This window comes from Pedobacter rhodius, assembly GCF_027213645.1.
In the GTDB taxonomy this organism is placed as follows: Bacteria; Bacteroidota; Bacteroidia; order Sphingobacteriales; family Sphingobacteriaceae; genus Pedobacter; species Pedobacter rhodius.
In genome coordinates this window covers 528,829-545,913 of the sequence record NZ_JAPWGL010000003.1, presented here as the reverse complement: position 1 = coordinate 545,913, position 17,085 = coordinate 528,829, and the positions used below count along the sequence as shown (strand labels likewise).

General features: G+C 37.4%; 12 protein-coding genes. 6 read left to right on the top strand and 6 right to left on the bottom strand.

All coding sequences use genetic code 11. From position 1 onward, the window contains the following. Window positions 1–6 precede the first annotated feature (6 nt). The 3 genes from O0931_RS12425 to O0931_RS12415 are packed head-to-tail and all read right to left on the bottom strand — an operon-like array spanning window position 7 to window position 2,995. The gene (locus O0931_RS12425) at window positions 7–1,044 is read right to left on the bottom strand and encodes an HlyD family secretion protein (protein WP_269415902.1); all 1,038 of its coding nucleotides are present in this window, start codon (window positions 1,042–1,044) and stop codon (window positions 7–9) included. Window positions 1,045–1,052: 8 nt separating this feature from the next. Further along, entirely contained in the window at window positions 1,053–2,372 is a 1,320-nt protein-coding gene (locus O0931_RS12420) for a TolC family protein (RefSeq protein ID WP_269415901.1), read from the bottom strand. Then, a complete protein-coding gene (locus O0931_RS12415) occupies window positions 2,369–2,995 on the bottom strand; it encodes a TetR/AcrR family transcriptional regulator (protein WP_269415900.1) in 627 nt (208 codons plus the stop codon). The genes O0931_RS12420 and O0931_RS12415 overlap by 4 nt, the downstream gene beginning before the upstream one ends. A gap of 115 nt (window positions 2,996–3,110) precedes the next feature. Between O0931_RS12415 and O0931_RS12410 the strand changes: the two genes are divergently transcribed. From O0931_RS12410 to O0931_RS12400, 3 genes are all read left to right on the top strand, one after another. Further along, on the top strand, window positions 3,111–5,651 hold the full coding sequence (locus tag O0931_RS12410) for a bifunctional glycoside hydrolase family 9 protein/polysaccharide deacetylase (protein WP_269415899.1): 2,541 nt from the start codon (window positions 3,111–3,113) through the stop codon (window positions 5,649–5,651). A 60-nt stretch (window positions 5,652–5,711) separates the two neighbouring features. After that, window positions 5,712–5,897, top strand: coding sequence for a hypothetical protein (locus tag O0931_RS12405; RefSeq protein ID WP_269415898.1), 186 nt, complete (start codon window positions 5,712–5,714; stop codon window positions 5,895–5,897). A gap of 122 nt (window positions 5,898–6,019) precedes the next feature. Next, window positions 6,020–6,589, top strand: a complete 570-nt coding sequence (locus O0931_RS12400) for a DUF2911 domain-containing protein (protein ID WP_269415897.1) — start codon at window positions 6,020–6,022, stop codon at window positions 6,587–6,589. A 16-nt stretch (window positions 6,590–6,605) separates the two neighbouring features. On the opposite strand, the gene O0931_RS12395 is transcribed toward O0931_RS12400, so the two are convergent. Beyond that, a complete protein-coding gene (locus O0931_RS12395; RefSeq protein ID WP_269415896.1) occupies window positions 6,606–8,987 on the bottom strand; it encodes a phosphocholine-specific phospholipase C in 2,382 nt (793 codons plus the stop codon). A gap of 75 nt (window positions 8,988–9,062) precedes the next feature. Next, complete coding sequence (locus O0931_RS12390) at window positions 9,063–10,565, bottom strand: glycerophosphodiester phosphodiesterase family protein (RefSeq protein ID WP_269415895.1); 1,503 nt, start codon at window positions 10,563–10,565, stop codon at window positions 9,063–9,065. A gap of 191 nt (window positions 10,566–10,756) precedes the next feature. Between O0931_RS12390 and O0931_RS12385 the strand changes: the two genes are divergently transcribed. Next, entirely contained in the window at window positions 10,757–14,104 is a 3,348-nt protein-coding gene (locus O0931_RS12385) for a DUF4175 family protein (protein WP_269415894.1), read from the top strand. A 166-nt stretch (window positions 14,105–14,270) separates the two neighbouring features. Continuing rightward, window positions 14,271–14,714 carry an rRNA maturation RNase YbeY gene (ybeY, locus tag O0931_RS12380; RefSeq protein WP_269415893.1) on the top strand — a complete coding sequence of 148 codons (444 nt, stop codon included), beginning with the start codon at window positions 14,271–14,273 and terminating at the stop codon, window positions 14,712–14,714. Here ybeY and O0931_RS12375 read toward each other — a convergent pair. Next, entirely contained in the window at window positions 14,711–15,898 is a 1,188-nt protein-coding gene (locus O0931_RS12375) for a threonine aldolase family protein (protein WP_269415892.1), read from the bottom strand. The genes ybeY and O0931_RS12375 overlap by 4 nt on opposite strands. A 398-nt stretch (window positions 15,899–16,296) precedes the next feature. Between O0931_RS12375 and O0931_RS12370 the strand changes: the two genes are divergently transcribed. Continuing rightward, window positions 16,297–16,932, top strand: coding sequence for a GIN domain-containing protein (locus O0931_RS12370; protein WP_269415891.1), 636 nt, complete (start codon window positions 16,297–16,299; stop codon window positions 16,930–16,932). The last annotated feature ends 153 nt before the right edge of the window (window positions 16,933–17,085 follow it).

The window sequence follows — 17,085 nt, the reverse complement described above, 5'->3', positions numbered from 1 at the left end:
ATAATATTAATTAGTAGAAACGGATGCCTTAACGCTCATTCCCGGACGTAATTTGGCTAACATTTCTTTTGATGGATGAATTTTTATCTTAACTGGGATACGCTGAACCACTTTTACGAAGTTACCGGTGGCATTATCCGGTGGCAACAACGAACCTTTTGCACCTGTAATTGGAGAGAAATTATATACCTCTCCCTGAATTTTTTCTTCAGGATAAGCATCAACTTCGATTTCTACTTTAGAACCCGATTTTATTTTCTCTAATTGTGTTTCTTTAAAGTTAGCCGTTACATAAATACTTCCGTCATTAACGATAGAGAATAGGGATTGTCCGGGTTGAACCAGCTGGCCTTTTTGAACATTCTTTTTAGAAACGATACCTGATGCAGGCGCTTTAATATCGGTATACGACAGTTGAAGTTTAGCAAAATCGATGTCGCTTTGGCGCTGACTGATTACGTTACTGCTTACCGCTAATTGTGACTGCGTTGTACCTACCTGTTTAACTGCTGCATTGTATTGGTCAACCGCTGCCTGGTAGGCTGCCTGAGCTGATTCTTGAGTAGCTTTGGCCTGATCGAAGGCTTGTTGTGTAATTGAACCATCTTTAACCAGGTTTGCATAACGGGCATAATCTTTATTAGCCAGGTTTAATTTAACTTTTGCTGCTGCAACATTAGCTTTTGCGGTACTTGTATTTGCCTGGGTGGCTATAATTTGCGATTGAGCAACGCCTACACCGGCACTTGCACCTTTCTGTCCGGATTGCGCCTGCTCCAACTTTACTTTATAATCATTATCGTCAAGCTTAACTAAAATCTGTCCCTCGCCAACGTGTGTATTTTCTTCAAAATTAATGTCTTTTACATAACCTCCAACACGGGCAACAACAGGACTGATATCTCCATCGATCTGCGCATCATCCGTATCAACGTGTTTGCTGTAATAATTCCATTCTGTGATACCAAAGATGATACCTATAATTAGTAAAACGCCTAAAATGATGGGTACTACTATGTTCTTTTTTTTCTTTTCAGTTGTCATTGCTGTATTTATTGCGTTATTTTTCCTGTTGATTTTAGTAAGGTAAAGTATGCTAAGCCGGCATCAGCTTTAGCGATTTCTAAGTTTATTTTAGCCTGATACAATAATGTTTCCGCATCAATTCTATCTGTAACCGAAGCCACGTTGTTTTTATATTTCGATGCCAATAACTTATCGTTTTCTGTTGCCTGAGCAATTGAAGTCTCCAAAACCTGAATCTTGTTCCTCGCAACCTGGTAGTTTTGAAAGTTTTTATTAATATCCGTTTTTACATTATCGGATAAGATGTCTTTCTGAATTACGATTTCGCTTTGCTGAATTTTAGCTTCGCTCACCTTGTTTTTGTTCGTCCATAGGCTTGCGATATTCCAGCTCACGGTTGCGCCCAAAGTAACGGGCATTAAGTATTGATTTGCCGGTGGAATAAAATTACCGCTTGGGTTAATGTAGTATAAATTTGCACCCACACCAACAGTAGGTAAAGTATTTGCTCTTATGGTTTTAATATTGTAATCGGCAACTTTGTTTTGTACATCAAGTTGTTTCAGTTCCTGGCGGTTTGCCATGGCCAAAGTGATGTAATCTGATAAAGAACCTGCCGCTTTTAAACCTACGCTTGGATCTGTTATTTTAACCTCCGTATCTTCAGGTAAGCCTAACAAAATATCAAGGTTGTAGTTAATAATTTTACGGTTGCTTTCTATATCCAGTTGTGTAAGCGTAACATTTGCCTGTTGCAGCTGGAAACGTAAAACATCGTTTTTAGTCACAATCCCTTGTTCAAAGAAACGTTGAGCCTGTTTAATTTGAGCAGCAATTGATTCTAAGTTCTGATCAACTACTTTACGGCTCTGCGCTACCTTATATAAATTATAATATGTGCTAATTACGGCATAGGTAATTTCCTCTTTATTTTTATCGGCATCTAAACGGGCCACATCAGCAAGCAATTTGGTTGATTCTTTTGCGTATTTTAATTTTCCGCCACCGTAAACCAGTTCCTGTACTGCGGCAGTTCCGATGAAAGCATCAGCTCTTTTCGGCAGCTGTAATGAAGATCCTCCTCCTGGCAATGAAAAAGTACTTGTCGGAATTTCTGCATGGTTGTAGATGAAACTCGCATTTGCTGTAGGGAGTACATTGTCCTTTACAACTTCCAGCTGCGCAACAGCCTGATCTATTTTGTTTTGAGAGAGTTTTAAGTTTTTACTATTGGCTATGCCAAGTTCAATTGCCTGGTTTATGTTTAATTCCTTCGTGCTTTGTGCAAATAAAGCCGCAGGAATTAATGATGCCGCAAGCATTAATCTAATCGATTTGGGTATCATTTTTTTGCTGTTAAATAAACTGTTGTAAGATCCTGAAGGTGCGCGATAATACGCTCCTTAATTATTTTTTTATCTTTCGGATTGTTCAAATCAAAGTTTGAACAAGGCATAACCTTATTTGGAGATATAATGATGTTGGTAATGGTACCCATAATTGTAGCAATTACCATTCTTACATCAACTTTATTAAAGCTGCCATCCTCTATTCCATCGGTAATAATTCTGTCGATAAGAACCATATTCTGGCTCATCGCATCCTTGATTTTATCATACATCACGGGGCGTTGGGTTAAAGACAGTTCTCTGTGCATCATTTTATGAAAGGCTATATTTGCCAATATTCTATTGGTATAGCCCTCTATAACCTTATGCAGCTTTTCTAACGATGAGATTTTGTCTTCATTGATGATTCGTAGCTGAGAACCAAAACTGGCAATACGCCCATTCATTATCTCTACAAAAACACCTTCTTTCGAACCGAAATAATAATTAATCATTGCCATGTTCGCGCCTGATTCCTTTGCAATCTGACGGGTTGATGTGCCCTCATATCCTGTTTCGCAAAACAGCTTTTCGGCAGCATCAAGTATAGCTTGTTTTTTATCTATCTTTTCTGTTTTCATTTCTTTTTAATGGTACAAAATTAATCAAACGATTGATTAATATCCAAATGTTTTAATACATCTTTTACATTATCTTGATAAAACAGTAATTTTAAATTGAAATTTCTCTGATAAAATGAAAATCCCATATAATTTGTTTTTAATTTCTGTAGCCTTTATCGCTTTTCTGTGTTCTTTTAAAAACAACAGACTGGAAAATCAGCAAAGCTGGATAAGGATAAATTTGTTGGGATATCCGCCATCTTCAACCAAGGTTGCCGTTTGGGGAAGCAAAACAGATGCAGTTCCGGCTTATTTTGAAATTATTGAAAAAGAAACAGCGCAGGTGGTGTACAAATCTACAAATATTAAAGTTTTTGGCGCTTATGGACCATTTAACAAAACAGCTCGCTTAAACTTTTCTGATTTTAAACGTAGCGGAATGTTTTTCATAAAGGCCAATGATATTTTATCCCCATTGGTATTAATTAATGATACCGTTTACAAAGGTGCCGCAGATTTTTGTCTTCGTTACATGCGCCAGCAAAGAAGTGGTTATAATCCGTATTTAAAAGATAGCTGCCATACACATGATGGCTATGTGCTATACGGCGCAAAGGCCGGCATAAAAGACAGTACCCATTTCGATGCTTCAGGTGGCTGGCACGATGCCAGCGATTACCTGCAATATTCAACAACTTCGGCAAATGCAACGTATCATTTATTAATGGCTTACCGCGATTTTCCCGGAATCTTTGGAGATGAGAAACAAGCCAACGGACTGGCTGGTAAAAATGGGAGAGCCGATATTTTAGATGAAGCAAAGTGGGGTTTAGACTGGTTGCTGAAAATGCATCCGAAGAAAAACATCATGTTTAATCAACTGGCAGATGACCGCGACCACATAAGCATGCGCATTCCGAAACAAGATAGCCAATATGGAAAAGGTTTCGAGCGGCCATTATATTTTATTACCGGCGAGCCGCAGCAACGCGGAAAATTTCTAAACGCCACCAACGGAACAAGCTCTACAGCAGCAAAGTTTAGCAGTGCTTTTAACCTGGGTGCAGCCATTTTCAAAAACCAGGACGATGGTTATTCAAATATTCTGGCGCAAAAAGCCAAAACGGCTTACCGCTTTGCGTTAAAAAGGCCTGGTGTTACGCAAACGGCATCAGTTAGATCGCCCTATATTTATGCCGAGGATAACTGGGTTGATGATATGGAACTTGCTTCCGCCGCACGCCGCTTTGAAGAAAAGAAGTTAAACCAAAAAGCTATTTCGGATGCGCTCAATTATGCCGAACAGGAAAAAGTGACGCCGTGGATGCAAAAAGATACCGCTGCACATTATCAATATTATCCATTTATAAATCTCGGCCATAACGAACTTGCTAAACAGTTATCAGGAAATGATAAGGCTAAAATAACGGGCTACTACAAACAAGGGATTAAGCAGGTTTGGAGCAGGGCCAAAGAAAATGCTTTTTACCGTGGTATTCCTTTTATTTGGTGCAGTAATAATTTAACGGTTTCGTTTGCGATTCAATGCTCGTGGTATGGAAATTTAACAGGCGATGAAACATTTTCGGAATTAGGACAGGCAAATTTTGATTGGCTTTTTGGCTGTAATCCCTGGGGTACAAGTATGGTTTATGGTTTGCCAAACTGGGGAGATACGCCAATTGACCCGCATGCTGCCTTTACACATTTAAAAAATTATCCTATTGATGGTGGACTGGTTGATGGTCCCGTTTATACCAATATTTATAAAGGCCTTATCGGAATTACTCTAGCAAATGCCGATGAATATGCAGATTTTCAAAGTGATTTAGCCGTTTACCATGATGATTACGGCGATTACAGTACTAACGAACCAACGATGGATGGAACGGCTTCGTTAATATATTTGCTTGCGGCCAAGGAGGCTGAGTCTTCGCCAAAAAAAGTCTTTGCCTCCGGTTCAGGGGGCGAAACCAAAATTTTAGGTGCCACCGTTCGGGCTGATTCGACCAGAAAGAAAATTGCATTGGTTTTTACGGGTGATGAATTTGCGGATGGCGGAGACCTTGTCAGGAAAACTCTGAAGAATGAACATGTTAAAGCCTCATTTTTCCTAACAGGAAATTTTTACAGAAACCCTAAGTTTAAATCCTTAATAAAAGCACTGAAAAACGATAATCATTACCTGGGCCCACATTCTGATAAACATTTGCTGTACTGTGATTGGAATAAAAGAGATAGTTTGTTGGTTACAAAACAAGAATTTGAACAAGATTTAAAATCAAACTATGAAGAATTATCTCACTTTGGAATCAGTAAAACAGATGCCTCTTTCTTTCTCCCTCCATACGAATGGTATAACAAAAAGATTTCCGATTGGACAAACGAGCAGGGCTTAAGCTTGATCAATTTCACACCGGGAACGCGGTCCAATGCAGATTATACTTATCCTGAACTCGGTAAAAGTTACAGAAGCGCTGACGAAATTTTTAAGTCAATAACAAATTTTAATGAATCCAACCCCAGCGGATTAAATGGTTTTATCTTGCTGTTGCATATTGGTACCGATCCCCGTAGAACAGATAAATTTTATTTTCATTTAGCAAAACTCATTGCTTATTTAAGGCAGAATGGTTATGAATTAGTTAAAATTGATAATTTATTAGGCAGTTAAGTATTTATCTCAAATTAAAATTTAAAATAAATATTAACTTTGCCTCAAATAATTAAAAAAATGAGTGCACAAGAAAACAGCAACAATAATTTCAACTGGCTTTATTATGCTTTAGGTTTATTTTTCGGCATATTAACAGGTGCCGTAATTACGCAAAGTTATATTTTTGCGCTTTTAGGTGGTATTTTTGGCTTGCTAAGCGCAGGTTTATTTTTAAATGCAATTGTTAAAGGCAGAAAGTACTAATCTATAATTAGTTATCCTTTCAATTAACATCTTTAAAATCAAAAATAATTTCTCATAGCAGATGAGACCATTGTGATTTTAAAATCACGATAGCTTCATTACCGAAGAAAAAAAGCAAATAAATGAAAAACATATTGGTTCTTGTTTTCGCGCTTTTGTGTTTTGGCGTCAAAGCTCAGGAAGCAATCAATGCTGAAGTTAAATTCGCTGCGGCCGATCCAAGTCCTGCAGATATTGTGTACTTTCCATTAAATGCGGCCAAGGTTAAAGCCGGCGATGCAACAAAGCCAATTATTAAAGTAATTTATTCCCGACCTCAAAAAAAAGGCCGTGAAATTTTCGGTGTATTAGAGCAATATGGAAATGTTTGGCGTTTTGGCGCAAATGAAAATACCGAAATCCGTTTTTTTGAAAAAGTAACCATTGGCGGGAAAAAGATAAAGGCTGGTGTTTATAGTTTATTTGCCATTCCTAATAAAGATACCTGGACAATTATCATTAATAAGCAAACCGACAGATGGGGCGCTTTTACATATGATGAATCAAAAGACCTCATTCGTGTGAATGTTCCGGTTAAAACGTTAGCAAAACCTATCGAATATTTTTCAATAACTTTTACGCCTTTAACTGAAGGCGCAACCTTAATCGCCGCCTGGGATAAAACACAGGTTGAATTGCCTATTGCTTTTTAAAGGCTCGTTATCTTGCTTAGGCCAAACCTAATGCATTTCCCATGTAAGGATCAGTAATTGTTATTTCCCCGGTTTCTATTTTTCCGGCATAGCGATGTTTAAAAACCGCATTTCCGTTTTGGATAATGCTGAAATCGTACCAATGCCCACTTCTCGATAAACTCAAAAGCACATTCGTTATCGATTTTGGTTTCAAATTAAGATTTTGGGTGGCCGCTTTGTATTTATTATCAGCGATTTGAATATTTACAGCTGATGTTCCTTTATTTTCAATAGCGAAAACCAAATTGCCGGTTAGTTTTTTAGTAAGCAAACCACTTTGTTCGGGTTTCGCTTTAATACTAATTTGAGGATTCTTTTTGCTGCCTGTAAAATGCCTGTAAAAGCCATTCGGACCAGTAATTCTGAAATCGTAAGCTTCATTATCAAAATCTTCAATATTGATTTTATCTGTTAAAGTATCACCGGCCTTAACCGCATAAGCCCAAACTTTACCTTGAACGCCTTTGAAACTGGTAACGGTATTCATGGTAAAAGGTGCACCAACGGTTTCGGTTTCATTACCAAATAGCGTTTTTGCCGATTGGAAAGTAAGTTCAACTTCGTTTCCCACCAGGTTTGCATCAGCCGTTAGTTGATACGGCAAAGCGCAGGCTGGTTTTGTTCCTGGTTCTTGTTTTGGCGCATGTGCGGAAGTTTGGCTTGAAAATAATTCGAACTTATTAATTTTCGCAACTTCAATTTTATTTAATGCCGTTGGACCAACCTGAGCGGGTTTATTTCTGGCATTATTAATATTCGCAACAACTGTTTCACGTTTCAATGGCTCAGGAGATTTTATTTCTTCCCCGTTGTAAGGCCGAAATGCTGAAGTTAAATCGCCGCAAATGTGTCGCCGCCAATCGCTAATGTTATTGCTTTTGATGTTTTTGCCTGTCTTTTTACTTAACCATTTTTCCATGAACATCAATGAAGAAGTATGGTCAAAAACCTGGGAATTTACAAAACCACCTTTACTCCAGGGCGAAGCAATAACCATAGGCACACGGTAGCCCAAGCCTATCGGACTACCCTTTCTTGCTTCAAAATCTGTTGCATAGTTTATTCCGGCTGATACCTTTCCGCTTGATGCATCATCAGGATTTGGTACCACAAAAGGTGGTTGATGGTCGAAATAGCCATCGTTTTCATCATAGGTTAAAATGAAAATTGTTTTCTTCCAAACCTCAGGGTTTTTGGTTAAAATATCCAAAGCTTCGCTGACATACCAGGTTCCGTAAAGTGGCGAACTGGTATGATCTGAAAATCGTTGAGGCGCCACTAACCATGAAACGGCAGGCAGTTTGCCACCATCAACATCTTTTCTGAATTGATGGAAAATATCGCCCTTCGGGATGTTTATCGTTTCTGATTTCCCTTCATCATTGGTAAAAGTAAAAGGCGCTAATTCCAGGTAATCCTTCTCATTGATATTTGTTTGAAAAGCCTTATCAATCAGATTTTTTTCCCTCTGGGATAACTTATCATATTTTGCCTGAACTTCTTTTGCCGTTAATGCCGGTTTAATCGTGTTATCGCCGTTTTTTCTAAAATAAGCAGAAAGTTTAACGTTGTGTCTGGAAATATATTCTACAGGGTTATCGCCATAATTTCCCAGCCAGTCATCAATTTCGCCTTCCGGTAGTTTCGACGTCCAGAGTTCATTTTGATAAATACGCCAGTCAATGCCGTTATCTTCCAGTGTTTCCTGGAAAGTTGGCCAATCTACAAATACATTGTTTTGTGATTCTGCCTGGTCGTTATTTACAACAGCTACCCGATTTTCACTTTTTTCTCCACGAACAGTTCCCGTAAAAAAGAATAACCGGTTTGGTGTGGTGCCGGTTAATGAGGAACAAAAATGCTGGTCGCAAACCGTAAATGCATCAGCTAAAGCATAATAGAACGGTACGTCGCTTCTATCATAGTAAGATAATGTCATTGCCGATTTTACCGGAAACCACTTATCATACCTTCCGCCGTTTCTGGCCGCAACCTGGTCGTTCCATGAGTGGGGCAAACCACCTTGCCAGGTAATTTTGGTTTTGTTAATATCAACATGAAACGGCGCATAGGTATAACCCTGGCCGTCTTTTTGTAACCAAACTTTATTTCCATCGGGCTGAATATGCGGATGCGGATCGTTAAATCCCCGAACGCCCTTCATTGAACCAAACATGTGGTCGAATGAGCGGTTTTCCTGCATTAAAAAAACGATGTGTTCGGCATCGTGAAAGGTACTGCCGGCTTCGGCATTAATAGACATGGCCCTTAAAACGGAGTTAGGCAGGGCACCAGCCACACCTGTTGCACCAGCGAATAATGCGGCTTTTTTTATAAATTCTCTTCGTGAATCCATCTGCTATAAAATATTAAAAACGGATGATGTAAAATGGATAATGTTGCTATTCTATCTTCCACTACACATTTTACATCACTTTTGATAAACCCTAACATAATCTACTTTCATTGTTGCCGGAAATATGGATTCATCGACACCCATTTTTCCGCCCCAACCGCCACCAACCGCAACATTTAAAATAAGATGGAAGTTTTGGTCGAAAGGCCATTCAGGCGCACCTTTTCCGGTATTTTTGAAACTTAAATATTTCTGGTCATCGACGAAGAAATCCATACGGTCTTCGTACCACTCGATGGCATAAATGTGATAAGCATTATAAGGATTAATTTTAACGCCCTTACCAACCTGAGTATGAATGATGTGGTTAAACTTTTCTGTATGAACGGTTCCGTAAACACTATCAGGTTCGTAGCCAACATGTTCCATGATATCTATCTCCCCGCTTTTTGGCCAACTACCATATTTCTGAAAAGTTGGAAGCGCCCAGATTGCCGGCCATAAGCCTCTGCCCTTTGGTAACATTGCCCTTACTTCTACCCTGCCGTATTTGAAATCAAATTTATTCTTGCTCACCAAACGTGCTGATGTATAATGGTTATTTTCTTTATCGGCTTTAATAACGGTAATGTTCAGATTTCCTTTTTTAACAACTGCATTTGCAGAATCTGCATCCGTATAATATTGCAATTCATTATTTCCCCAACCTTTTCCGCCAACATCATAACTCCAGTTTTTACTTAGCGGCAAGCCCGCATCATCAAATTCATCAGCCCACTTTAAATTCCAGCCCTTGGCAAGCGGCGCTTTCTTAAGTTCTTCAAAGGTGAGTTCGGGTTCGTTTGTTGTAATATAGTCAACCTTATGTGCCAGCAACCATTGAATTTCGGGAACGGTATTAACCGTCCAGGCGTTAACCGTTAAACCTAATTTATGTGCCTTTTCTATCCAGCCATCTTTCTGGTAAACACTGTAATGGTAATCGACACCGGGTAATTTATCAGCTTTCATTTGCTCCGCGCTGATGTCGCCTTTCAAATAAGCAACTTTTGCTTTCGGTAAAACTTCCAGAATGCGTTTGCAGTAATCATAATCAAAGCTGATGTATTCTGTCCAATCTAAAACGCCAACTTTTTTAACCATCTCGATGCACTTGTTGGTTACATCGATACCTCGTTCTTTGCTGATTAGCGATGGTTTTATCTCTAAAATGAGTTTAGTCGTCTTCTGTTTTTTACCGGCTTTTAAATAAGCTTCAAGTGTTGGTATTTTCTCACCATTACTCATGGTTTTAGTTAACAACGCCTCATATTTTACTTTTTCGATGGTTAAGCCCTGAAATTCCGGATCGTGGTTAACAACCAATACATTATCTGCTGTCATCCAAACATCGAATTCCGAACCATAACAACCCAGTTTTACAGCTTCATTTAGTGATGCGATGGAATTTTGAGGAAAATTATTCTTTTTCCATGCGCCACGATGGGCGATTACCTGATTTTTATTCCAGGCAAATTTTTGGGAAAAAGAAGTGGTAAAAATGAATACCATGCTTATTAAAATAAATGCTCGTTTCATATTTGGGTGATTATACAAAAAATCAAAATTAGATTTTTATAAGAATACTCATTTAAAATCTATGTAACCTTTGTATTAATTATAACAAGATAAAGATTTTTAATTATTCATGTACAAAACCTAAAAGTTAATTATCGCTTTTGAATAAACTATTTGAAATAAACACGTTACCTTAACGAGGTTTCTTTTAATTGAGAAGAACAATTTTTACATTTACGGTGATGGTGAGCAATAACTATAGTGATTTGTTGAGGAAGATAGATGAGTTCATCCGTAAATTTTATTTAAATAAGATTTTGCGGGGCGCCATTTATGCTGCTGCAATACTTTTAGGACTGTATTTATTGGTTTTTTTAAGCCTGTATTACCTCAATCCAACTGCCGGATTTAAAACCTTTATCTTCTTTGCTTATTTATTATTGGGTTTATTATTGATTGTTTTTTTAATCATAAAACCTTTGCTTTCGATGTTAAAATTAGGCAAACATTTATCTTTTGATGAGGCCTCTGTTATTATTGGAAACCATTTTGCTGATATCAAGGATAAGCTTTTGAACACTTTACAGCTGCATAAACTTTCTGAAAATCTGCCAGAAAATAATCAGTTGATTATGGCAAGTATCGACCAGAAAATTCTGGAGCTGAAACCCGTTCCGTTTTATACCGCCGTTCGGATAAATGATAATCGCAAATACTTAAAATACCTGTTTATTCCACTATCGATTATCCTATTGATTGCTGTTATAGCGCCAACGATTTTGCGTGAGGGAACCAATAGTTTTTTCAAATATGATGAATACATTGCACCCAAAGCACCATTCAGTTTTACGGTTCTAAATAAAAACCTAACGGTAACGCAAGGTGATGATGTGACGATAAATTTAAAATTAGCCGGCGATGAATTACCTGCAGAGGTTTACGTGGAAGACGGAAAAAATACGTATAAACTTGAAAAGGAAAATATCAGCAGGTTTAATTACAGCATCAAAAACATCCAGAGCGATAAAAAACTAATTTTTAAAGGCGGCGGATTTAATTCTTCGGTGTTTACGGTTAGTGTTGAACCTCGTCCTGAATTGTTAAATGCTACCGCAACGCTAAATTATCCATCGTATTTAGGCAAAAAGCCGGAGGTAATTTCGAATGTTGGCGATATACTTTTACCCGAAGGGACCCGTGTAACCTGGAATTTTAAAACAGGTCAGAGCAACTCGCTTTTGTTCATTTTAAATGGCAAGGAAAATATTTTAAAGGTTAATGATGATGAATCTGCCTTTAATGCGACTATTCGAAATAATTCAAAATACAGCATCACCCCGAAAAATGATTTTGTAACACTTAGCGATTCGCTATCGCATCAAATTACGGTGATTAAAGACCAGTCGCCTGCCATCCAAGTTGAAGAAAAGCCTGATTCTGTAAGCAACAAAGCTATTTATTTCAGTGGTCAGGTTACCGATGATTATGGCTTCAGCCGTTTGAGTTTTAAATATAACATCAAAGAAAACAATAAAATTATCCGTACAGGTACGAAGAATATCACCATCAAAGCGAATGCAACAGAAAATACATTTTTCTACTTCTGGGATTTGAAGACCGCGTCGGCAAAGCCAGGACAAGAAATCGAATATTATTTTGAAGTAGCTGATAATGATGGTGTTAATGGTTCGAAAGTTACGCGTTCGGAAATTAAAACTTTTAAGCAGCCCAGTCAAAAGGAAACAGCTGAACAGGTAAATGCCAATAGTCAGGCACTTAAGCAAAAAGTGCAATCGGCTATTCGTTTAGCCAACACCATAGAAAAGGAAAGTAAAAAAGTTGCCGAAAGCCTGATTGATAAGAAACAGATTTCTTTCGAGGATAAAAAGCAAATTGAGGCGCTTTTGGATAAACAAAAGCAGTTGGATGAGGCTGTGAAAGAGGTTAAGGAACAGAACGATAAAAATATCCGGCAGCAGGAAGATCAAAAACAAACGGAAGAACTTTTGGAAAAACAAAAGCAGATTAAAGATTTGTTTGATAATGTACTCGATGAAAAAACCAAAGAACTTTTACAGAAGTTGCAAAACCTCATGAATGAGAAAAATAAAGACCAAACGCAAAACGAACTTTCGAAAATGCAATTGGATAATAAAACCCTCAAAAATGAGCTCGACAGAATTTTAGAACTCTATAAACAGCTGGAGTTTGAACAGAATCTTCAAAATGATATAGACCGTTTAAATGAAATGGCTAAGGAACAAAAAGAACTGGGTAAGCAAACGGCTGATAAAAAACAGGATAACGAATCGCTTAAGCAAAAGCAGGATGCCTTGAATAAGGAAATGAAAGATTTAAGGGATGATTTAAAGAAACTGGAGGAGAAAAATCAGGCTTTAGAAAAACCGAATCCATTTGAAAATCCTGAAAAAGAGGTACAGGATATACAAAAAGAACAACAGGACAGTAAGGACGCATTAGATAAAAAAGATTCGAAAGGTGCCAGTCAGAAACAGCAAAAAGCTGGCGAGCAAATGGAAAAACTTTCAAAAAAGATGAGCGACATGCAGCAACAGGGTGAGGAAATGGAAAATAACCTGAATGCCAAAGAGCTGCGTAAATTATTGGAAAACCTGCTGAATACTTCTTTTGAGCAGGAAAAAGTGATGCTGGCATTAAAGAAAATGACTTCGGCTGATCCTTCTTACATCAGCAATGTACAAAAGCAACGCAGCATTAAAGATAATTTGAAAACCATTGCCGATAGTTTATATGCCTTAAGTAAACGTGTGCCTCAGATCGAATCGACGGTTAACGAAGAGATGAATAAGATAAACTTCAATCTCGATAAGAGTTTGGAAAGCCTTGGTGATAGAAGAACACCGGAAGCCAATCGTTATCAGCAGTTTACCATGACTTCGATAAATAACCTGAGCTTAATGTTAAGTGAGGCATTGAGCCAATTGCAAAATATGCAGAAGAATGCTAAAAGCGGGAGTGGTAAAAAGCAAAAGCAGGGTATGAAACAGCTTTCACAAATGCAGGAGCAACTAAATAAAAGCATGCAAAAAGCTCGCGAACAAATGCAGAAACAAGGTGGTAATCAAGGTACAGTTGGTAAAGGTGAGATGAGTCAGGAATTTGGAAAGATGGCGCAACAACAACAAATGATTCGCCAGGCTTTGGAAAAGATAAACCGGGAGGAAAACAAGGATGGTTCGGGAAAAATGGGCAACCTGAATGAAGCCATTAAGGAAATGAAACAAACGGAGGTTGATCTGGTTAACAAGCGTTTACAGCAGGAAACTTTAAACCGCCAAAAAGAGCTGTTAACCAGACTATTAGAAGCAGAAAAAGCAGAACGCGACCAGGAAGAAGATTCTAAACGCGAAAGTAAAGCCGCTAAAGAATTTCCCCCATCCTACCAGAAAATGATTGAACAGTTTAAAAAGCAGCAGCAAAACGGAAATGATATGTTGCAAAAATTGCCGCCGAGTTTGAACTATTATTACAAAAATAAAATTGCGGAGTATTTGAAATCGTTGAATATGGTGAAGTAGGTTTTGCCACAAAAATGTTTCGTGAGGATACAAACCATGGCTTATAGATAAAATAATAATCTTTGTTCCATTGGAAAGGGATCCTAAACTGAAATTCAAAAAGAAATAATCTGCTAATCTGTGGCTAAGTAATATTTCTTAAATTTGCAGCCTTAAACAAGCCAACATGCCTGCAATTTCATTCTTTACAGAATCTGTTACTTACAATCTTCCTCAAAAACTTAAGGTTAAAAAGTGGATTAAAGCAGCTATTGAAAAAGAGGGTTTTGAATTGCAGGAGCTCAATTTCATTTTCTGCAACGATGAGTATTTGCTTGGCATTAATCAGCAGTACTTAAACCACGATACTTATACCGATATCATCACTTTCAATAACTCGGATGAAGAAAAACAAATTGTAAGTGATATTTTTATCAGCATTGAACGTGTTAAAGAGAATGCTAAAACCTTCAAAACTGATGAGTTTGACGAGGTTTGCCGAATCATGATTCACGGAACCTTGCATTTACTTGGTTATAAGGACAAAGGTAAGGCAGCAAAAACCTTAATGACTCAAAAGGAAGATGCGTATTTAGGCTATAGAACTGATGCCGGAATTGTGCTTGCTTAAATTTTTGCAAAGGCAGTTGCCTCTTTAAAAGCTTCACAAATTTGTTTATTTCCTTTTCTCAATAAGGTCGGGTTTACTTTTATTTTAACGAAACCATCTTCATGCGGCTGACCAAAAATTATATTATGTTCGGAACGTAATCTTACATTTAATTTGACAGCATCAATACTTTTATCCACCAAAACATTAAATTGGTTCGTTCCAAACTCGAATGGAATAAACTTCAATCCTTTCACTTGTTTTATCTGCTGCATAAAATCATTTGTTTTAGCAATTACCTTAGTCATTACCTCATCAATATCATTTAAATGATGTAAGGCCATAGCTGCACTCGGCCAATTTGTAAAAATCCCACCTCCATGTATCTTTATTAAGTGGTGCATTTTATCGATAATCACTTTATCGCCGCAAAGAACAGCGCCACCCGTGGCGCCCAGATACTTGTACAAGCACATGTAAACAGTATCAAAGTATGAGGCATATTCTTTTACTGAAGCATTGGTAAATGTAGTTGCAATGTGTAATCGGGCACCATCTAAATGCAATTTATAGCCTTGTTCTTTGCACCATGCAGAAATTCTTTTTATTTCGCTAAGCGGAACAGCCTGATTGTTGGTTCGTCTTACTGGTGTTTCTATAGATACCGCACCAACAGCGCCAACAAAAACTTCACTCTCTTTATGGTACTTAATAGATTCTTGTAATTCTTCTAAAGTAAAAAAAGTTTTCCCTGTGCCAAGAGGAATTAACCGCTTATTAAATAAAGTTTGAGCAGCATCTGCCTCATCACGATAAACATGGCTTGTTTCCTGAACAAATGCTTTTGTATTATCTCCGCACAATACGCTTATAGCCAGTTGATTAGCTAAAGTTCCTGTGGGGAGGTAAACTGCTGATTCCTTTCCGGTTATCTCCTTAAATTTATTTAAGAGCTTTTCTAAAGTAGCACCTTCGCCATAACTGTCTCTTTCTATTGCATTTAAATTATTTATTTCCTGGATTTTGTCTATAAAATCTGCGGGGCGGTAAAAAATCCCATCATTTATGAAATATACAGCCTCGCTATCTTTAGATGGTTGCATTTTATCATTTTTAAAACCATACGATGGCATTGAAGATGCCATTAATGGTATTGCAGACATTGTAGATAGCTTTAAGAAATCGCGACGTTTTAATTCAGACATGGCATTAGATATTAAAATTTACTAAAGTTGCTTTTTTCTTTTTTTAAATACAAGTAAGCGATATTGTTAATTACTTACTCTCGGCTGTTGTTTGCCAATTGTAATGAAAAACAAAAGCAGAAAAGCTCTTGTTGGCGCAAAAAGTGAAATGGTTTTATCCTTTTCTATCAAATTGCTTTCAAATCATTTTTTTATTCCTGTTCGTCTAATAGTTACGGGCGTTGGTCGATAATTTACCTACGCTGGTATATTAAGGCAAATCGGCGTGCAACCTTTTTACCCTCTTGCAGTCTTATATTCGAAAACAACAACAAAAAGATTTAAAAAAATTAAGATATAAGATTATGAACCTCCATTTATGGAAGCTTCATGACCCCTAAAAAACAAAAGAAAATATCATGAAAAACTCTATTAAAACATTATTCGCAGCAGCTTTAACAACAATCATTTTAGGTACTGCAAGTATTTCAGCAAATGCAACTGAAAACAATAACAACTACACAAATTTAACTTCGGTTAAAAACATTAGCAAAATTAAAATCAGCGGAAACGTTAGATTGATTTTGGTTCAGGATGCTAAAGAAAGCGTTGAAGTATACGACAATTACTTCGCAAAAAATGCCTTAGTACAACAACAAAATGGCGAATTAAGAATCAGCTCGTTTACTACAGCACCTTTAACAGTTATCGCTCATGTAAATAATCTGTCAGCCATCGAAGCATCAAATACATCGAGTGTTAAAACAGCTGGAAATTTCAATTTAGTAAACTTGAACGTCGTTTTAAATGATAAGGCTACTGCAGAAATTAAAGCTAACACGGTAAACTTAAATACTAATGTTAACGGCACTTCAAACTTAGTTCTAAGTGGTTCTACAGAAAGTTATACTGCGGTTTTAGGTTCGGTTGCAAAAGTAAATATGAATGATTTTGTGGCCGCCGATACAAACGTAAGTGCTGCCCCTACTGCTGGTACTTATGCATCTAACAGATATGAAGATATAAAAGTTGATGTCTTAGAATCTATTTTCTAAGCATCTCAAAAGATAAAGTTTAGTTTTAGTTAATGATTGAAGCAGCGGCGGAGCGAGTCCAGCCGCTGTTTTCGTTTATATGAATACCACAGGGAAACCGGAATAAGAAAAATTATATCTTTTGCGTTATTGCTCATTTCCGTGGCAAATAAT

Excerpts from the sequence above, each read along its gene's own strand:
- O0931_RS12400 (WP_269415897.1), top strand. The coding sequence starts at position 6,020 with ATGAAAAACATATTGGTTCTTGTTTTCGCGCTTTTGTGTTTTGGCGTC.
- O0931_RS12425 (WP_269415902.1), bottom strand. The coding sequence starts at position 1,044 with ATGACAACTGAAAAGAAAAAAAAGAACATAGTAGTACCCATCATTTTA.
- O0931_RS12405 (WP_269415898.1), top strand. The coding sequence starts at position 5,712 with ATGAGTGCACAAGAAAACAGCAACAATAATTTCAACTGGCTTTATTAT.
- O0931_RS12415 (WP_269415900.1), bottom strand. The coding sequence starts at position 2,995 with ATGAAAACAGAAAAGATAGATAAAAAACAAGCTATACTTGATGCTGCC.
- O0931_RS12420 (WP_269415901.1), bottom strand. The coding sequence starts at position 2,372 with ATGATACCCAAATCGATTAGATTAATGCTTGCGGCATCATTAATTCCT.
- O0931_RS12395 (WP_269415896.1), bottom strand. The coding sequence starts at position 8,987 with ATGGATTCACGAAGAGAATTTATAAAAAAAGCCGCATTATTCGCTGGT.
- O0931_RS12370 (WP_269415891.1), top strand. The coding sequence starts at position 16,297 with ATGAAAAACTCTATTAAAACATTATTCGCAGCAGCTTTAACAACAATC.
- ybeY (WP_269415893.1), top strand. The coding sequence starts at position 14,271 with ATGCCTGCAATTTCATTCTTTACAGAATCTGTTACTTACAATCTTCCT.
- O0931_RS12390 (WP_269415895.1), bottom strand. The coding sequence starts at position 10,565 with ATGAAACGAGCATTTATTTTAATAAGCATGGTATTCATTTTTACCACT.
- O0931_RS12375 (WP_269415892.1), bottom strand. The coding sequence starts at position 15,898 with ATGTCTGAATTAAAACGTCGCGATTTCTTAAAGCTATCTACAATGTCT.
- O0931_RS12410 (WP_269415899.1), top strand. The coding sequence starts at position 3,111 with ATGAAAATCCCATATAATTTGTTTTTAATTTCTGTAGCCTTTATCGCT.